The sequence below is a fragment of the Syntrophorhabdaceae bacterium genome, assembly GCA_028713955.1.
Classification (GTDB): domain Bacteria; phylum Desulfobacterota; class Syntrophorhabdia; order Syntrophorhabdales; family Syntrophorhabdaceae; genus UBA5609.
In genome coordinates, this window is record JAQTNJ010000042.1 from 1 (window position 1) to 17,940 (window position 17,940).

The 17,940-nt window shown below is 45.6% G+C and carries 15 protein-coding genes; all 15 read right to left on the reverse strand.

Features of this window, described 5'->3' with window-relative positions:
• A partial coding sequence (locus PHU49_05690) for a type II secretion system F family protein (GenBank protein ID MDD5243490.1) occupies positions 1–497 on the reverse strand: 497 nt, incomplete at its 3' end.
• A 190-nt stretch (positions 498–687) separates the two neighbouring features.
• On the reverse strand, positions 688–2,337 hold the full coding sequence (locus PHU49_05695) for an ATPase, T2SS/T4P/T4SS family (protein ID MDD5243491.1): 1,650 nt from the start codon (positions 2,335–2,337) through the stop codon (positions 688–690).
• A gap of 107 nt (positions 2,338–2,444) precedes the next feature.
• Entirely contained in the window at positions 2,445–4,052 is a 1,608-nt protein-coding gene (gene mshL / locus PHU49_05700) for a pilus (MSHA type) biogenesis protein MshL (GenBank protein ID MDD5243492.1), read from the reverse strand.
• Entirely contained in the window at positions 4,034–4,483 is a 450-nt protein-coding gene (locus PHU49_05705) for a hypothetical protein (GenBank protein ID MDD5243493.1), read from the reverse strand. The genes mshL and PHU49_05705 overlap by 19 nt, the downstream gene beginning before the upstream one ends.
• A 2-nt stretch (positions 4,484–4,485) precedes the next feature.
• Positions 4,486–5,121, reverse strand: coding sequence for a hypothetical protein (locus PHU49_05710; GenBank protein MDD5243494.1), 636 nt, complete (start codon positions 5,119–5,121; stop codon positions 4,486–4,488).
• Entirely contained in the window at positions 5,106–6,464 is a 1,359-nt protein-coding gene (locus PHU49_05715; GenBank protein MDD5243495.1) for a hypothetical protein, read from the reverse strand. Before PHU49_05715 ends, PHU49_05710 begins: the two co-directional genes overlap by 16 nt.
• Positions 6,465–6,690: 226 nt before the next feature.
• Positions 6,691–7,317, reverse strand: coding sequence for a methyltransferase domain-containing protein (locus tag PHU49_05720; protein MDD5243496.1), 627 nt, complete (start codon positions 7,315–7,317; stop codon positions 6,691–6,693).
• Positions 7,318–7,743: 426 nt separating this feature from the next.
• The gene (locus tag PHU49_05725; protein MDD5243497.1) at positions 7,744–8,148 is read right to left on the reverse strand and encodes a type II toxin-antitoxin system VapC family toxin; all 405 of its coding nucleotides are present in this window, start codon (positions 8,146–8,148) and stop codon (positions 7,744–7,746) included.
• Positions 8,145–8,375 carry an AbrB/MazE/SpoVT family DNA-binding domain-containing protein gene (locus tag PHU49_05730; protein ID MDD5243498.1) on the reverse strand — a complete coding sequence of 77 codons (231 nt, stop codon included), beginning with the start codon at positions 8,373–8,375 and terminating at the stop codon, positions 8,145–8,147. The genes PHU49_05725 and PHU49_05730 overlap by 4 nt, the downstream gene beginning before the upstream one ends.
• 362 nt (positions 8,376–8,737) lie before the next feature.
• Positions 8,738–10,837 (reverse strand): YfhO family protein, encoded by a 2,100-nt coding sequence (locus tag PHU49_05735; protein MDD5243499.1) that lies wholly within the window; start codon positions 10,835–10,837, stop codon positions 8,738–8,740.
• Positions 10,838–11,450: 613 nt separating this feature from the next.
• Entirely contained in the window at positions 11,451–11,897 is a 447-nt protein-coding gene (locus PHU49_05740) for a prepilin-type N-terminal cleavage/methylation domain-containing protein (GenBank protein MDD5243500.1), read from the reverse strand.
• A gap of 494 nt (positions 11,898–12,391) precedes the next feature.
• Positions 12,392–13,747 (reverse strand): sigma-54 dependent transcriptional regulator, encoded by a 1,356-nt coding sequence (locus PHU49_05745; protein ID MDD5243501.1) that lies wholly within the window; start codon positions 13,745–13,747, stop codon positions 12,392–12,394.
• Between the two features lie 74 nt (positions 13,748–13,821).
• Positions 13,822–14,883 carry a HAMP domain-containing sensor histidine kinase gene (locus tag PHU49_05750; GenBank protein ID MDD5243502.1) on the reverse strand — a complete coding sequence of 354 codons (1,062 nt, stop codon included), beginning with the start codon at positions 14,881–14,883 and terminating at the stop codon, positions 13,822–13,824.
• The gene (locus PHU49_05755) at positions 14,880–16,106 is read right to left on the reverse strand and encodes a type II secretion system F family protein (GenBank protein ID MDD5243503.1); all 1,227 of its coding nucleotides are present in this window, start codon (positions 16,104–16,106) and stop codon (positions 14,880–14,882) included. The genes PHU49_05750 and PHU49_05755 overlap by 4 nt, the downstream gene beginning before the upstream one ends.
• 11 nt (positions 16,107–16,117) lie before the next feature.
• A complete protein-coding gene (locus PHU49_05760) occupies positions 16,118–17,812 on the reverse strand; it encodes an ATPase, T2SS/T4P/T4SS family (protein ID MDD5243504.1) in 1,695 nt (564 codons plus the stop codon).
• Positions 17,813–17,940 lie beyond the last annotated feature (128 nt).

Sequence of the window (17,940 nt, forward strand, 5' to 3'; positions counted from 1 at the left end):
TTTACCATAGCGGCCAGATCTTCCATCTTTTGCAAATGTTCCGCTACCTCTGCGATACTCCCCTCAAGCCGTCCTGTTTCTTCACCAATAGTCGCAAGCCGGATAAAGATATCCGGAAATACTCCCGGATGCTGGCCAAGAGCATTGGAAAAACTCGTACCGGACTGGATCCTTTCCCGTATATCATCTACAACCTTCTTAAGGTATTTGTTGTCTAACGTGTGACTGATATCGTCAAGGGCATCAAGGATGGGGATACCTGCCTTCATGATCACAGAAAGATTCGAGGCAAACTCTGTAATCTCGCTCCTTTTGACCCTCCAGAAAGAAAGGTTTCTGATAATACCCGAGGTAAGCCGGCTTGCCTTTACAACATCCAGTACATTCAACCCGCGGGAAGCAAGATCGCCATAGACCGTTTCTATAGCATCTGCATCAGTAGTACCGCTCTTCAAAGCACCGTTCTGGTCAATTGCTTTATATGAAAATGTACTCATGATTTAGCTCATAGCGAATCGTATATCGCAGTTCGCATCTCGGAACAATATCAAACTCAAAAAACGTTGTCATCGCGAGGAGCAAAGCGACGTGGCGATCTAAGGGTATGATCTATTAGTGAGATTGCCGCGCTACGCTCGCAATGACAATGCGCCGCACCCTGCGGGCTCACAATGACAGAACCACTTTTTATCCTGCTACCCTCAACACTTCTTCCACCGTCGTAATACCCTCAACAACCTTTCGGAGCGCATGATTCTTTAACGGCCTCATTCCTTTCTGGATCGCCTTCTCTTTAATTGCAGGTGCTGAAGCACCTTCGTAGATCATTTGTTTGATCTCGTCATCTATAACAAGTATTTCACCGATGACGGTCCTGCCCGCATATCCTGTATTATTGCACTTGCCGCAGCCTGTACCTTTAAATCCTTTTGTTGCGGTGATACCATGCTCCCGGAGTGTTGCAACCTCGTGATCGTCCAATGTATACTCGACCTTGCAGAAGCTGCATATCTTTCTTACCAACCTCTGCGCAACAATGGCAAGCAGCGACGAGGACATGAGGTACTTGTCCACGTTGAGGTCAATGAGCCTCGGTATCGATGTTACTGCATCGTTCGTGTGAAGCGTTGTGATGACAAGGTGGCCGGTGATGGACGCCCTGATCGCGATCTTCGCTGTCTCTTCATCCCTTATCTCACCGAGAAGGATCACGTCGGGGTCCTGCCTCATGAAATTTCTCCCTGCAAGGGCAAAGTCGTATCCTGCCCGTTCGAGCACCTGTGTCTGCCGTATGAAGCTGAGCTTATACTCAACAGGATCCTCGACGGTCAGCACGTTCCTTTCAAGGATATTCACTTCCCGCAATGCAGAGTAGAGTGTTGTTGTCTTCCCGCTGCCCGTTGGTCCGGTGATAAGGATAACGCCAAATGGTTTTTGAAACAGCGACCTGATATTTTCGGTATCTTCAGGATCGAATCCAAGAGTCTCCATCCGAAGCAGGGTCCCCTTCCCGGACAGAACCCTCATAACGACATTTTCTCCATAGATGGTAGGGATCGTGGATACACGGATATCGTACCCCTTATTCAGGAAGACGAATGTAAAGGCTCCGTCCTGCGGCAATCTCGTCTCTGCTATGTCTAAATGTGAGAGGATCTTTATCCTTGACACAACGCCAATGTGAATCGTTTTGGGCAGGCAGTGTCCGAATTGCAGAACACCGTCGATACGGTAAAAAACCTGCGTCACGTCAGCAGTTGGCGCAAAATGGATATCGGTAGCATTGTTCTGTATCCCTTCCACGATCAGCATATCCGTCATTGATACGACGTCGTTGCCTGTCGGGGAACCTGTCGTCAGAACAGCCTGAACAATCTTTTCCATCTGCTGATAGATGGGATTCTCAAGGAAATAATAGGCCTTTTCCATGGCATCGTTGTAAGCGTCGCGGTCAACAATATAGATCTTTGCCTGTTTTTTTGTGATACGCGTTACTGTATCGATAGCCTTTATATTACCTGGTTCTGTAATCCCGATACTCACTTTCCCATCTTCCAGGTCAAGGGGGATGAACTGATTCTTTTCCGCGACATCTTTCGGAACAAGCCGTAAGGCCTCCTCTGAAATGACAAACTCATCAAGATCTACAAACTCTATACCCGACTGTTCGGCAAGGATCTGCCCCCTCTCTTTTGCCGATAAAAATCCAAGCTTGACAAGAACATCTCCCAGGAGGTCCCCGGTAATCTTGCTCTGAATAAGGGCGATATCGAGTTTTTTGTCGGTAATTAATCCTCGCGCCTTGAGGATATCGCCTATCTTAACAGGTGCCGCCATATTAAAACCCCTCCTTACATAGCAAGATCAAAGACGGTAAGCAGTAGGGAGTAAGCACGGAAATCTTTTACTGCGTACTGCATACTCTTTTTTGCCGTTGCTACGATCTACATATTCACCAGTACTGGCTGCAGTACTATAACAAGCTCAACCCTGCGTTCCAGCTTATTGCGGCTTTTGAACAGATACCCGAGAAGCGGGATATTGCCAAGGAAAGGAATCTGGTCATCGGTCAGCGACTCCTTTTGTTGTATCAGCCCTCCGATAACGATGACGTCTCCATGTCTCACTTTCACGGTGGTGCTCAGTTGCCGCAGGTCAACGGTCGGCAATGACAACTCAACAACCGTCGGGCTTCCTATGTTCTTCGGGGTAAATTTCACGAGGTCTGATACAATGGGTGTTACCGTGAGGGATATCTCCCCGCTTTCGTTGATATATGGAAGGATGCCGATGAGGATGCCTGAGAGTACGCTGTTCGTATCAACGGTAAATGTTGTAACCGGTGTTCCGGCCCCGGCAGTAGTCGTCGATTCAACCTTTGAGATGTATGCCTCATTTCTCCCTACAGTCAGAAGTGCTGTCTGTCCGTTCATAATGTTTATTTTCGGGTTTGAAAGTGTTCTGACCTCCCCCTGTTCTTCCAGGGCTTGTACTGTAAAATTTAAATCTCCTTTAGCACCCCCGAAGCTCGGTGCACCGGTGATTGCAAAAACAGGACCCGTGTTAGGCACTACAGTATTAAACCGTGTTGTACCGAAGGTAAAGCTGCTTGTAGTCCTCCCTGCACTCGTCATGAACCGGTCTACCAATGTCCAGTCAATACCGAACTGGAACACATCGGAGAGGGTAACCTCTATTATCCTTGCTTCGATCATAACCTGCCTGCCGATAGTCTTCTTTACTGACTTTATAAAGTTTTCAACCCTCTGAAGGTTTTTCTTCGACGCAGTTACATAAACCATACCGGTAAGCCTGTTGACGGTATAGCCCTGCTGAACCCCTGTTGTGGCTCCCCCCGCACCTGCCCCACCTGTCTGTGCCCCCAGTATGCTATCGATAGATTTTTCTATTGCATCCCAGAATTTAAAGGCTGTATCGTCGCTTTTAATATTTTGTGTTACACTACCCTTGATAGATGCGCTGCCGCCGCCACCTCCTCCACCGCTGCTGCCTCCAGGGGCTATATTCATAGCACCACCGAATATATCTCCTCCTACATCAACTCCATAGGCCTGGGTCATGGCAGGGTGACCAAGCTCGAACATCCTCGTATCGACAGCCTTCACGATAAGGAGATTCTCTTCAACCTTATAAAAATAGTCAACAGCCGCAAAGATCGTGTTCAGAGCGCTTTCAGCAGTTACGTTCTTGAGGGTGAGGTTCACCTCCGTTTCAGGATCAACACCTTTTTCCATGACGAGATTGAGACTCGTTGCTTCTGCAATAACATGGAGAACGTCCCTGAGGGGTGTCTTTCTTGCTGCGATATCAACAATCCTCGTTTTCAGGGGGGAGATGTCTTCGGCTACAGGAACAAACTCAGGCGTTTTTGGGGGCATTGGTGACGGTTTCTCCACCCTGGTCTGTTTGAATTCTTCGGGGATTTTTACTTCCCGTTTGATGCCCGGTTTCGACAGGCCGCATGACAAGAGGGCACAACATATACAAAAACATACAAAAATCCCAACCTTTGTTATCTTATTGTTAACCATCGCTCCCCCTCATTATCTCTAAGCAATATACCATTTTTGTCAATCTTTTTAATCAGGCCATTTTTAAATTTGTCACCTTCCTTTACGACCACTCCATCCACAATAGCGATCTTCATGCGGTCTTTAATGAGAACCATGGAAACTCCTTTGCCCTCGTCTTTTTCCGCTCCCGGCGGAGCAAGTTTTGCAAGGTCCACGGGGGGGAAATCCTTTTGAGCGTCTTCTGCCCCGGAAAAGGGGCTGCTTGCACCAGTTACTACGGTGGGGGTTCTCTCGATTATCCCGACCTTTTCATAATTAAATTGCACCAACTGCATTTCATGCGGCAACAGTGAAGGTTTTATGTTCAACATGGACATCCCAAATATTACCATAATAATGACAACGACTGTAACAACTATAAGACGAATGATATCTTTAAACGTTCCCATGCCTACCCGCCCACCGGTTTTCTGGCAGGAAGCCTTCCGGGTGGCGGAGAAACCTCTGCCGTCTGCGTTTCTTTTGGCAACCTCAACTCTCCGATAATTTCATAAGCGACACTCTGTTTTTCACTCTTTTTTTCGGACGCTGTAATGGCTGTTTTTTTCATGACAAGGTTTTGTATGCTGAAGAAAGGGAACTTCATTGATTGCAATCTACCAATATTATTGATAAATGTTGAGTAATCACTAATGAATCCCCTGATCGTTACCGGCAGACTCATTTCGCCTTCCTTCGTGACAAACCCGGACACAATTATTTCTGTATTCGGCATAGTAGTTTTCAGGGTGTCGAGGCTCATCAACAAAGATTTTTCAGGTGTATCAACGAAGTAATATGATGGAATAACGCTGTTCGATGCCGCAATTGTCTTTTTCATGTCGGCGGTAAAATCCCTTATCCTTATGAGGCTGCTTCTCAGTTTGGCAAGGCTGTTCAGTGTCCCGTCCAGCGATCTCGAGTACTTGCCTGCAATAAGGCAGAGCAATAGAATGATAATGAAAACAGCGGCTGCATACAAATAGTAGGCAAACAGCCTTTTTAATTTCTTATCTGTTACCGGTATTATTTTTATTGGGTTTTCCATTTCAGCCCTATTTTAAAATTATGCATTGTAAGATCAAGTGATTGTGACGCGGTTTCGAATTCCTTTATCTTCTTGAGCCCATCGAGAATATTTTGATAACTCAATTGGAGATCCGTAAAGGTCTGTGCCCTTATATTGCCTTCGATGGATATCAGGCAGGCCTCCTTGCTATTGCTGACAGCAATAGTCCCGATGTTCACCCCCTTCATATTAAGGACCTGCAATGAAATAAGTACCTTCTGTATATCGGGAGACGTATTAATCTGGTTCATAAAGGTAATTGGCGCCATTAATTTCTGCAGTTCCTTCGAGGTGCTCGTAAAGTCACCAATGATGGGCTGCCTCACCCCCATGCCCTGTCGCAAGATATTGATTTCCCTTGACGTCAGTGATATATCATAGAGCTTCAAGCCGATATAGCCCATGCCTATCAAAGAGAAGACCAGCAAAAAGATCGTGGCGTAGACAAGGATCTTCCTCTGTGTAAAAATGCCGCGATAACCTTCCGGCAGCATATCGCAGGAGGAGAGCGTCTTTTCGTGCAGGGCAGCCGCTATGGGGACAATATATTCCTCTATTGTTTCTTTGAAAGCGGTAACATTCGACGGGTACTTCATGGTCGCTTCAGGGACAATAGGATTGACCGCGGACTCGCGGGCGTCTGGTTTGTCCCGAAAGACAACACGGGCCGGATTCACGCGAAGCGTCTGCCGGCAATGGGCGATCGTCATGTTAATACTCTCGATATCGGTAGTGTTCAAACCTTTCCGATCTGACTGGGCAACCCTCACGAAAAGGAGCTTCTTGTCCTTCACCAGGAACATTGTCTTGTGAGTGACTAAATCAATGACGCCGAGCAGTGGTTGGTCAGGTTCCACATCGTCGACCTCTATTATGTTTGCGAGGACGAGAACGTCCGGATAGAGGTGCGTGATGATCTTGTCGTGCTTACTAAACCGTAAGATCAAATTATTTATATCGTCATTATTGACTACAAAGAAAAATATATCCTTTAACCATTTCCCTTCACGCTGTGTCTGCCTGACTGTGATGTAGAAAAAAGAGGTATCCTTCCAATCAGTAATCCTTTTCTTAATCTCGATGTCGACAAGAGAACGAATATATTTTTCTTTCGCCGGCGGGAGCGGCATGATGTCCTGATACATCTCATGGAAATCATTGATTACAACAAATTCGTTATCTGTCGTGGTCGCAAGGTAGTGGTCAAATTCTTCGCTGGAAAAACTGAATGACTTATCTACGGAAAGATTGCCATGCCTGATGTTTGCATGGATAACTTTTATGATCTCATTTTCGAAGCTTACTATTACCTGCCCACTCAATAAAACCCCTGAACCCCTTTAAAAACATTGACAATTTAAACCATTTATACCTTTAAGCATATGAAGTGTCAAGCTTTTTTAATCCGTCCCAATAATGGAATAACCAATAATCAAACACCCAATCACCAATTAATAACCAATACCCAATGACCGAATATCCAAACGAGAGGTGATACCGGAAGGCCTTTGTTTGGTTATTGGATATTGGTTATTAATTGGAGCTTGGTTATTGGTGATTGGGTGTTGTTTTTACAGCTGTTGCCCATATGTTCATCCCTATTTCAAAATACCCTGTTCGTATGTTTTCCGCGGTGAACCCACCTTGCTGCAGTATGGAAGAAATCTTCCGGGGAGCGTACCTGTCCTTGTGTTCTTCGATCTCAGCAGGGCTAACGAGCCTCAGACGTGCCATGAACCGCAGAAGCCTGTCGGTCCACCATGCCGGAGTGGTCAGTATATACATGCCGCCCGGTCTTAAGATACGGTGGATCTCTTTTACAACAGCAGGAAGGCGTTCAGGCAGGATATGCTCGAATACTGCAAGCATTGTTACAACATTGAAATAATCATCTTCGAAAGGTATCTTTTCTTCTCTTTCAATGTCAAAGTTTGCAAGGACGATGCTGTCGCCACTGGCGATGGTTTTCTCGCCGCTTTGCGTCACTTTATCAAGCCCGTATCTCCCGGCAAATGACGTATTGAGAAGGAAATACGGTGTCGTTCCGCAGCCGATGTCAAGGATCCTCCCTGTACGAAGCTGTGGGGAAATCAGGCTATTCGCCATTCCGGCGCGCTTCTTTGCCAGGAAGGTCTCCAGGAGACCGTAGCCGCGGGTAACATTAATTTCAGGCATAGATAACCTCTTTTTAAGCACGAAATCCTAATATCGAAATACTAAACAATATCCAAATTCAAATATCAAATGTTCCAAACGTGTTGTCATGGCGAGGAATCCATCCCTTATTATCGGCACGAGGTTTTTTCTCCTCTTATTGTCATCGCGAGGAGCATCCCTTCCTGTTGTCATCGCGAGGAGCATCCCTTCCTGTTGTCATCGCGAGGAGCATCCCTTCCTGTTGTCATCGCGAGGAGCGTAGCGACGTGGCGATCTGTTGAATGAGATTGCCGCGCTTCGCTCGCAATGACAAAACGCCGCTCCCGCATAGGCGGGATCGCAATGACACGGTTATTTTGTTTAACTGTTTTGAATTTTGAACATTTGAATATTTGAATTTGTTTAGTGCTTAGATATTCGGATTTAATATTTGCCATATACTTTTCATATCCAATAAATATCTACGAGATCACCTGCTTTCTTAAATTCCGGGTCGCCGGTGACTATCGTCGCCTGATGTTCAACGGCAGAGGCAAGGACAAAGCAATCGGCATAAGAAATGCTGTAAGTTGCCTTATATTCGGCAGCCTGAAATATCAAGGTGTCCGGCACAGACAAAATAATGAACCCCATCCTTTCAATATTGGCAAGGACTTCTATCTTTTTCTGATCACCAAATTCTCGCTTGGTAATATAGATTATCTCTCCGACGTTTATGGCATTAATAAACCTTGTAATTTCTTTCTTTCGTATATCCTCAAGAAGCTTTGCTATCTTTTCGAACCTCTTTTCCCGCTGAAATAATTTCAAAAGCGCGTGGCTGTCAAATATAAAGGGTCTGTTCTTCATACCGCGAACTCACCTTTTCGCTCTTTCAAAAGGATATCCGATAGGGAAGGTTTTGAGGGAAGGATCCCACATGCCGACCCTATCACATCTTTTACGGGCGGGACAAGGTATAGGATTCCCCCGTATTCTATAAGCAGGATCTCCTTGCCAGGTTCTATTTTATATTTTTTTCGTATCTCCGCAGGTATCACGATCTGACCTTTGGACAATGTCTTCAGGGTATACATATGTTTAACCTCCTGGCCATTATGTTAAACGATTATCATTATTGTATAACCAATTACCATTCTTGTCAACCACCTTTCTCCATTCCTTTTTGTCATCGCGAGCATCTTACCCCCATACTAATGGGTGTTATCAAGAAAAAAACTTGTTTTTGGTACATGAGACCGGGCAAGTTTCTTAGGAGGAGCCACACTTTTTATCGTCATCGCGAGGAGCGAAGCGACGTGGCGATCTCAGGGGTATAATCTATTAATGAGATTGCCGCGCTTCGCTCGCAATGACAAAACGCCGCTCCCTCCTTATGCGGGATCGCAATGACCTATCACCCGATACCTATCACCTTTAACCTATCACCTATCACCTATTACCTTTCACTTTTTACGCTCCCGTTCTCACTCCCCGCTCTCAGCTCTTTGCTCTCTGCTGCCTTATCCCTCCTCCACAACCATATGCACAGTAATATTCCCATGATCGTCAGTACGAGCCCGATATAGAAGGACATGGGCACATATTTAAATACTACGGTATGTTTTCCTTTCGGCACTTCTATGGCCCGGAAGGCGAGATCCGCCCTGTAGATCTTCGTCTCTTTCCCATCCACATACGCCCGCCAGCCCGGGTAGTAAGTGTCGCTGACATAGAGAAAGGCGTCGCTGGCCGCTTCGTATTCCAGATCAAATCTATTTGCCTTATAGGAGAGAAGTTTTACCTTTCCATGCAGGTCTTTGATTTCATTTGTGTCTTTCCTGTCCCCGACAAGGATCAATTCTTTCCCTGGATCAAACGTATTGGATTGCAACCTCTCAATAACCGTCTTATCATCTTTGACAAAACTGACCTTTGAAAAGAGCAGGAACCTTCCGGGATACCCGGTATATTCATAGAGATATGCGGTCTTGTCTCCAATATCAATGCTTTTTACCAACTTCAGATCATCATCGTTCACCTTATAAGAGGTAATCGCGTAGCGCACGCCGCTCATGTCAAAAAACCTCTTGGCATCCGAGATCGAAGGAGTACTATTCAGTATCTGTAAAAAAATATCATGATAGAATATCCGCATGACTTCAGATCCTTCAATTGTATATAAGCCAAAAAGCGGAGCATAAGCAGAACTCATAACTGCCCTATCTAACGGAAAGGATTCAAAATCTTTAGCTGTTTTTTTAGTAACAAAATATCGCTCCGTTTCAACATTTTTCGAAAGAACATCTTCAAATCCTCGTTTAGCAATATATTGATTCCATTGCATAAATCGATAAAAACCATAACTGGCAAGGAACAAATCTATTATAATTAAAAAAACCAAAGTATAAAGAACAATCTTTTTGTTTTTTATCCTTAAATAAACCAAAAGCATCACGCAAAACAAAAAAGCAAATAACAAGAATCGCTTTGCATTGTGCAGGTTGAACCATATATCATTATACGCCGACGGTTTAAAACCATTCTTATCGAGAAAAATATAAACATCAGCATCGAAAAGATAGAGATAACCCCAGAAAACAGCAAAGATAAAACCTGAATAGAAAACGATCTGAACAATCTTTTTTGTTAAAACACTCTTGTTTTTCACGCCTTCGATCAATCTGTCAAGGCCTATCCCCGAGGTTATTGAAATTATAAAGAAGAATAAAAAGAGAAATTTTACCGGATACCGTATGCTGTTAAATGGTGGTATTTTGTGCAGGAGATGATAGATGGGAGTATTACCTCCAAGTGCAAAAATAAATGAAATAACCATGAGCAGCAGGAAAATCCACCGCTTCCTGTCCTTGCTGACAAAGAAAAAGATAGACAAAACAAAAGGAATGATCCCAAGATAAACAGTTTTTAACCATGATTGATTAGACCAGTATCTTTCTGTAGTCTTAAAATAACCAAATGCATCGGGGAGAAAGAATTGAATGAAATCCTTCCACGCGAAAGACCATGTGGTTGCCTCGAAATAGGTAAGTCCACTGCTTCTGATGCTTTGCGATTTAAGTTCCAGAAAAGGAAGTAACTGTACTGCAGTGATAAGGAGGAACAGAATTATCACTATGAGTATGGCTCTGAAACGAAGAATGATCTGTCGCAATGTTATTTCCGTTGATGGTTCGCCGGACGGATAAGTCTCTAAAACAGGATTATCATGTCCTGTATTATCCTGATCGTCAGTATTCTCTCTTTTGTTTTCATCACAAGTGAAGTGAAGTGTTCTGTCATTGCGATCCCGCTTCAGCGGGAGTGGTGGGTTGTCATTGCGAGCGAAGCGCGGCAATCTCATTAATAGATCATACCCGTAGATCGCCACGTCGCCCACGCTCCTCGCGATGACACAATAACAAGATGAAATTCTCGCAATGACACTAAGCCACACCCCTTTTACTTCTCGCGTTGATGAAATCAAGGGATTTGCAATGGCGGCCGAAAAGGAATCAAGAAAAAACAGGAGGACAAATAATACCAGCACGGTCATCATGACAATCTCTGGTGCTCCGGCAAAGAATTCCATAGACAGAAACACTGATGTATAAACAAGATATTTTTTCTGTTTAACTTGAAAATATTTGAGAAATGACATGATGACAAGTGGAAACCATGGTATAGCCAGGAGATGGGGGAGAAGGTTATGAACTGATAGCATATATCCGGAGAGCATAAAGATACCGCCACCTACAAACGATGCAGTTTCTGAAGCCTTTACATATCTAAGAAAAAGGTATGTCGTAAAACCTGCAAAAACAAAATGAAGGATGATGATCCAATTCCAGACAATATTGAACGGCAGGAACAGATAAAACATGTGAGGGGGGTAAAAGATTCCAGGTTGAAGCGTGGCAAGAAGTGGGATACCTGAATAATTGTATGGATTCCAGAAAGGTGCTTCAAAAGATCTAACCAATGTTACCCATAGGTATTTAGGCGGTATAAAAAAAGGGGCTAGGTCCCTTTCAACAAAAACATTCGATGCAGATAGAATCGGGTTAAAATAGAGGAGAACGAGAAAAAAGAATATAAGGATTATAAACATTATATGAAGAGGGAGCCTTCATTGGCCCCCTCTCAAAGATCTCAGGAATTATTTGGTCCTATTACCACTTTGTACAATCAACAGCACCGCCTCGTGCACTGTTTGCGCCGCAATAAAGTTGTCCGGCGTTGGTAGTGGTAGGAGCAGTCAAACCAAAAGTGTAGACACCTGCACCAGTTATTAAGAAAGAAATTGTATTAGCTCCAACATTTCCTGTGTAATTAATACCCTGGATATTTGCGGTTGCTACAATATCACCCATTGTATATACACTTCCCAATCCCCCCTGAGTAACTGGAACAAACCAGTTCTGCAAGTTCGCCTGGGCAAAAAGTATACTGTTTGCTCCCCTTAAAGCTCCGAGGACGCCCTGTGCCGCTGCGTCGCCGGCCTGTTCTTTGATCTCCATATACTTGGGGACAGCAACAGCCGCGAGGATGCCGATGATGATGATGACGATGATCAGTTCGATGAGGGTGAAACCTCTCTGGTTCCTTAATGCTTTCATGTTAATCCTCCTGGTGAAACGTTTATAATATGTAGTAATCATAGTATTTTATATAATAGATGCAATTATCATACCAATGTAGCAGGGGTCAGGGAGCAGGGGTCAGGGAGCAGGAAAAGACACAACATATGGAGAACATGGAGTTGCCGGTTGGCATATATAGTATAAACTCGTGTGTATTTATTTAAAATCATTGCGTTTTTCTTGTATCCTCAACGGGCTGGGGTGCTCAAAAAGCTACAATTTTTGTAGGTAAGCTACAATTAATGATGATGCAAAAGAGGTCGCCACATCGCTTCGCTCCTCGCGATGACATGGTTGTTTTGTTCAAAAGTTTTGAATCTAGAACATTTGGATTTGCTTAGTGCTTCGATATTCGGATTTAGGATTTCAATTTACCAAAAGCTTTGCGCTTTGCCGGAGTCCCCTTACGCCTGCCGAAGGTTTCTTTAGAATTTCGATATACGATATACGAACTACGATGTACGGTCATTTTATGAGCTGGTATCTATCTCGTACTTCTTCACCCTGTACCACATGCTCCGCTCTGAGATGCCGAGAAGCTTTGCAGCCTGAGTCTGTGAGCCCTGGGATTTTTTAAGGGCCTCTGCGATCATCTTTTTCTCAAGCTCTGAGATCGCCTCATCCAGTGTTATGTCTGAATAAGGCTGACCTGCCAGTTGATACCCACCCCTGAGATAGAGGGGCAAATCATCAATAGTAACTGTGTCGCCGTCACACATGACAGCGGCCCTTCTGATAACGCTTATTAGTTCTCTCACGTTTCCGGGCCAGCTATACTGAACCATCACTTCATGTGCATCTTCAGCAATATTGATGATCCTATCGGATTCCTTTTCAAATTCCAGCAGGATATACTCAATGATGGCATTGATGTCCTCTTTCCTTTCGCGTAATGGCGGAACATGTATTTGCATCTGTGACAGGCGGAAGTAGAGGTCTTCCCTGAATTTGCCGTTCTTTGTCTCGTTTTCGAGGATGCGGTTTGTTGTCGAGATGACCCTCACGTCAACTTTATTCGTTTTCGTTGAACCAAGATGCTCGATCTCCCTTTTTTCTACTGCCCTTAATATCTTTGCCTGGAGGTATGAGGTCATCTCCCCTATTTCGTCGAGCACGATCGTTCCATTGTCCGCAGCCTCAAACTTACCCTGTTTCTGCTGGTGGGCGCCGGTAAAAGCACCTTTCTCATACCCGAACAATTCGCTCTCGAGGAGGCTGTCAGGTATGGAGGCACAGTTAACCACAACAAAGCTGCCTTTCCTTTGAGAAAATCCATGAATGAGTTTTGCAACCTCTTCTTTGCCGACTCCTGTCTCCCCGGTAATGAGAACGGTCAACTCTGTAGCTGCAATCTTTTCTACATCTTTAAAGATATCTCTCATCTGCTGGGACCTTCCGACGACGCCATGGACCATATCTTTCGCGAGCTCTTTTTCTCTCAAAACCTCCATCTCTTTTTTTAATTTCCTGGTGCCGAGAACCCTCTTGACCATTATCTTCAGTTCATCGAGCAGGATAGGTTTCACAAAAAAATCCGTCGCGCCCCGTTTGATGGCATCGAGGGCATTCTTTTTTGTCCCATAAGCTGTAATGATCAGGATCGGCACGTTCACGTTCTTCTTGAGATCTGATGTAGCGGTCAGACCGTCCATGCCCGGCAGGCTGATATCCATAATGACAAGGTCCGTTTCATTGTTGATCGCACCTGCAGCATCCTCGTAGGCGATAAAAGACAGGACAGAATAGCCCTCATTTTTTAAGGCCTCTTCCAGAAAGAACCTTACACCGGGGTCGTCTTCAATGATTACGATCTTGTTGGTATTCATAATTATTAAACCCGTAAGTCGTGAGTCGTAAGTCGTGAGGGGTTAAACCACTTACGCCTTCCGCCTGACGGCTCTCATAGCCTAACCACGTTATTTACGGCGTCTTCTTCCAATTTTACTACAGGCAGGACGATTGTAAACGTTGTTCCTTCGTCGCCGCTCTCCACTTCGATCGTGCCCTTATGGAGGCGCATATTCCTCATGCTGATAAAAAGACCCAGCCCCCGGCCGCCTTTTTTCCGTGAAAAAAACGGTTTGAATATGGAATCAAGGTCTTCTCTCGCGATTATGGAATGTCTGTTATGTATGGTAATGCGAAAAGAAGAGTCGCTCTTTTCTGAAGATATTTCGATGAAGCCGCCAATCTTTTCATGCTCGGCTGCATTCCTGAGGATATTACTGACCACCTGAAATATCTTTGTTTTGTCGGCAACACACATGAAGGAATCTCTTTTTTCAAACGGGCATTCAATACCCTGCAACTCAGATGAAAGACCGCTCAAAGCCTCTTCAATAATATCGTTCAGATCAAACTCTTCCCTGACAAGTTCGTTGTCAGTGAAATCGAGCAGGTCATGGGTAAATTTATCTATCTTTTTTGCCGCTTCAAGCATTGCGTTAAGATATGCCTGCTGCGATTCGTCCATTGACTTCTGTCTTAAAAGCTCGCTCATCCCTGTTATCGTATTAAGAGGGTTCCTTACCTCGTGGGCAACCATAAGGGACATATATCCGAGGGGAATAATATAGTCGAGTCTCTCCATGCTCTCCATCAACGTCCCTTTATCTTCCTCATCGGTCTCCCCTTTGACATGTTCCATCAAACGCTCTATAAGGTTATACACCTCTATCATCTGTCCCCGTTCTTTCCTTAATTCCTCGAACTTTACAAATTTCTCTGCCCGTTTTACCAGGTCGCTGATGGGCTGGATCATGGCCCTGACAACGATAAATGCACAGAACGAGGAGAAAAGGCAGACAACGACCACCCACATCCATGCCGTATGCGTCCGTGCAGCCGTAAGAACGTTTGCGCCTATGACAACAGAGAGGAGGCTTGTAAGAAAGACCACAAGCGGAACGATCGTGTTGAGACTATACTTGAGGTTGCCGGGGTCCTTGAAAAAACCTTTCAACCGCCACCCCTCAGTGCGCTCATCATGTCCCACCACGGCATGAATATGGCGAGCGCAAGGAACAAGACCATAACGGAAAGACCTGCGGTGAGTATGGGCTCCACCCATGCCGACAACCTTGTAACAGAGTATGAAACCTCCCTGTCATAATGGACAGAAACCTCTCTCAGCATCTCTTCAAGGGCGCCTGTCTCCTCGCCCGTCGAGATGAGGTGTATCACAAGAGGTGGAAATATTCCTGCATCTTTTAGCGGCTTCGAGATGCCCCGTCCTTTCTCTATGTTCTGACCGATCTCAATGACCTTTGCGGCAATATAGTTGTTGCCCACGGTCCTGGACACGATCTCGAGGGTCTTTACAATGGGGATGCCTGCCCTTACAAGGTTCTCAAGGGTAAAGGCAAACCTGCCCATACATATCTTCAGGATGATCTGGCCAATAAGGGGTATCTGCAGCTTGATCCTGTCGATGTTCATTGCGCCGGCTGCCGTTCTCTTATAGAGGATAAAAAGCACGATGATGAGCACAATGGTGCCGACGGTAAAAAATGTATATTTCTCGGCAAGATCATTTATAATGAGCAATACCTGCGTAGGAAGGGGGAGGGCAACCTTCGCGCTCTTGAAAATAGGGACAAACTTCGGGACCACCATCTTTATGAGCACGATAAAAGCAATGATAAGGGTACCAACGACAAACATGGGGTAACGCATGGCAGATTTGAGCATCTCTTTTGTCTTCATCTGAAACTCGATGATGCCCGCAAGCCTTTCAAGCACCTCTTCCAGGCCGCCGCCTGCCTCACCTGCACTGACCATGCTGATATAGAGTTCTGAAAAGATGCTCCTGTGTTGCGAAAGGGCCTCTGAAAGGCTCTGTCCCCTGTCTATGTCCTGAGCTACTTTCTTTATTGCTGCCTTCAGTTTCGGGCTTGTAGTCTGCTCTTCGAGGGCCCTCAAACCGGCAACCACGGGTATGCCTGCCCTGATGATCGTCTGGAGCTGTCTCGTGAAAAATATCAGGTCATCATATTTGACCTTCTGGAATCGCAACAGAAAATCATCGATGGCAAATGAGCCGGCAGTCTTTGTCTCTTTTGCAGAGATGGGGAAAAGTCCCCTGGCATCAAGTTGTGCATAGACATCCCGCTGGCTTCCTGCCTCTATGCTCCCCGTTACCAGCAGTCCCCTGTCGTCACGCGCCCTGTATGTGAACGTTCCCATATATTACCCGTTTACTCTTCCTGTACAACGTTGAGCGCCTCTTCAAGGGTTGTAAGACCAAAGAGGACCTTCATGATCGCGTCATCCCGCATGACCCTCATGCCTTTTTCGTGCGCCCTTTTCTTGATGACCTCGCTCGGCGCCTTTGCTATGACCATCTCCCTCAATTCATCATCCATAACAAGGACCTCGTAGACGCCTGTCCTGCCTTTATATCCTTTGTATTTACATGACGGGCAGCCCTTACCTCTATACAGCAGGGTGTCTTCTTTGATCTGGAATGTCTTGTGGACCGAAGGCGCAGGGTAATAGGACTCCTTACATTCAGGACATATCCTTCTCAGTAACCTCTGTCCTATCACACACGACACCGATGATGTTACGAGGAAGGGTTCGACACCCATATCAACAAGCCTCATAATGGCGCTCGCGGCATCATTGGTGTGAAGCGTTGACAGCACAAGGTGCCCTGTAAGGGCGGAATGGATCGCAATGTTTGCCGTCTCCCCGTCACGGATCTCACCGACCATGATGACATCAGGGTCCTGCCTCAGGATAGACCGCAAGCCGGTCTCAAAGGTCATACCCGCCTTCACGTTGACCTGTGCCTGGGCAAGGCCGTCGAGTGTATACTCAACAGGGTCTTCGATGGTGATGATATTCTTCTCCGGTGAGTTTATGTGGTTCAGGATCGCATAAAGCGTTGTCGATTTTCCGCTGCCGGTCGGTCCCGTTGAGAGGATAAACCCGTAAGGTCTTTTCAGGACGTTCTTTATCTTTTCCTTGTCATCGAGGAGCAGCCCCAGGTTATCGATCCCATAGAGTGCGGTGCTTTTGTCGAGGAGCCTGAGAACGACCTTCTCGCCATGGATCGTGGGGAATGTGGATACCCTGACGCCGACCTCCTTTGTCGCTTCACGGATGTTAAACCTTCCATCCTGGGGTGTCCTTGTCCTTGCGATATCGATGCCCGCAAGGATCTTGATCCTCGAAACGATGGGGAGGAATAGCCTCTTTTCAGGTGTAGGCACCTCCCGCAGCCTGCCGTCGACCCTCATCCTGATCCTCATCTGTTTTCTTGAAGGTTCTATGTGGATGTCGCTTGCGCCGTCTGCAAGGGCCTGCGAAAGCAGGCTGTTTACAAATTTTACTACCGGTTCTTCTTCAATGAGTTCAGCGGAGATACGCTCATCTTCTTCCTCCTCTTCCTCCTTGAGCAGCGTAACCCCGTCCTGTTCTTTCATCCTTTCCAGGGTTTCTTCGACGAGGGTTTTCAGTCCGTAGTATTTCTCAAGGGCGCGCTTCAGCTCACCTTCAGTAACGATAACAGGGTCTATTTCCATATTAGCAAACCTCGAGACATCATCCATCGCATCAATGTCAAGGGGGTCTACCATGGCGAGCTTCAGGACATTGAAAACCCTGTCTACGGGGATGAGCATGGAGTTTTTTGCTGTGTCCGGCGAGATGAGCTTTACGAGGTCTTCAGGGATCTCGATCTCATCAAGATTGATAATAGGGATACCAAGCTGCCTGCTGACGGTATCAATGATCTCTTTTTCCGAGAGAAGCCCCAATTTGATAATAACCTTTCCGAGCTTATCACCATATTTCTTCTGCTCTGCAAGGGCCTTCAGAAGATCCTTATCAGTTAACTTTTTCGCCTCCAGAAGAAGTTCACCGAGTCTTTTTCGAACACGTACCAATTTACACCCCTTTTAGCTCATAGTCGCTATCAGCTATGAGCCATGAGCTATTTAATATATTCGCTGACGTTTGCGCTCATCAACGCATCTTCACGCATTATGATGCCTTTTTTCAGCAGCTCACTCAG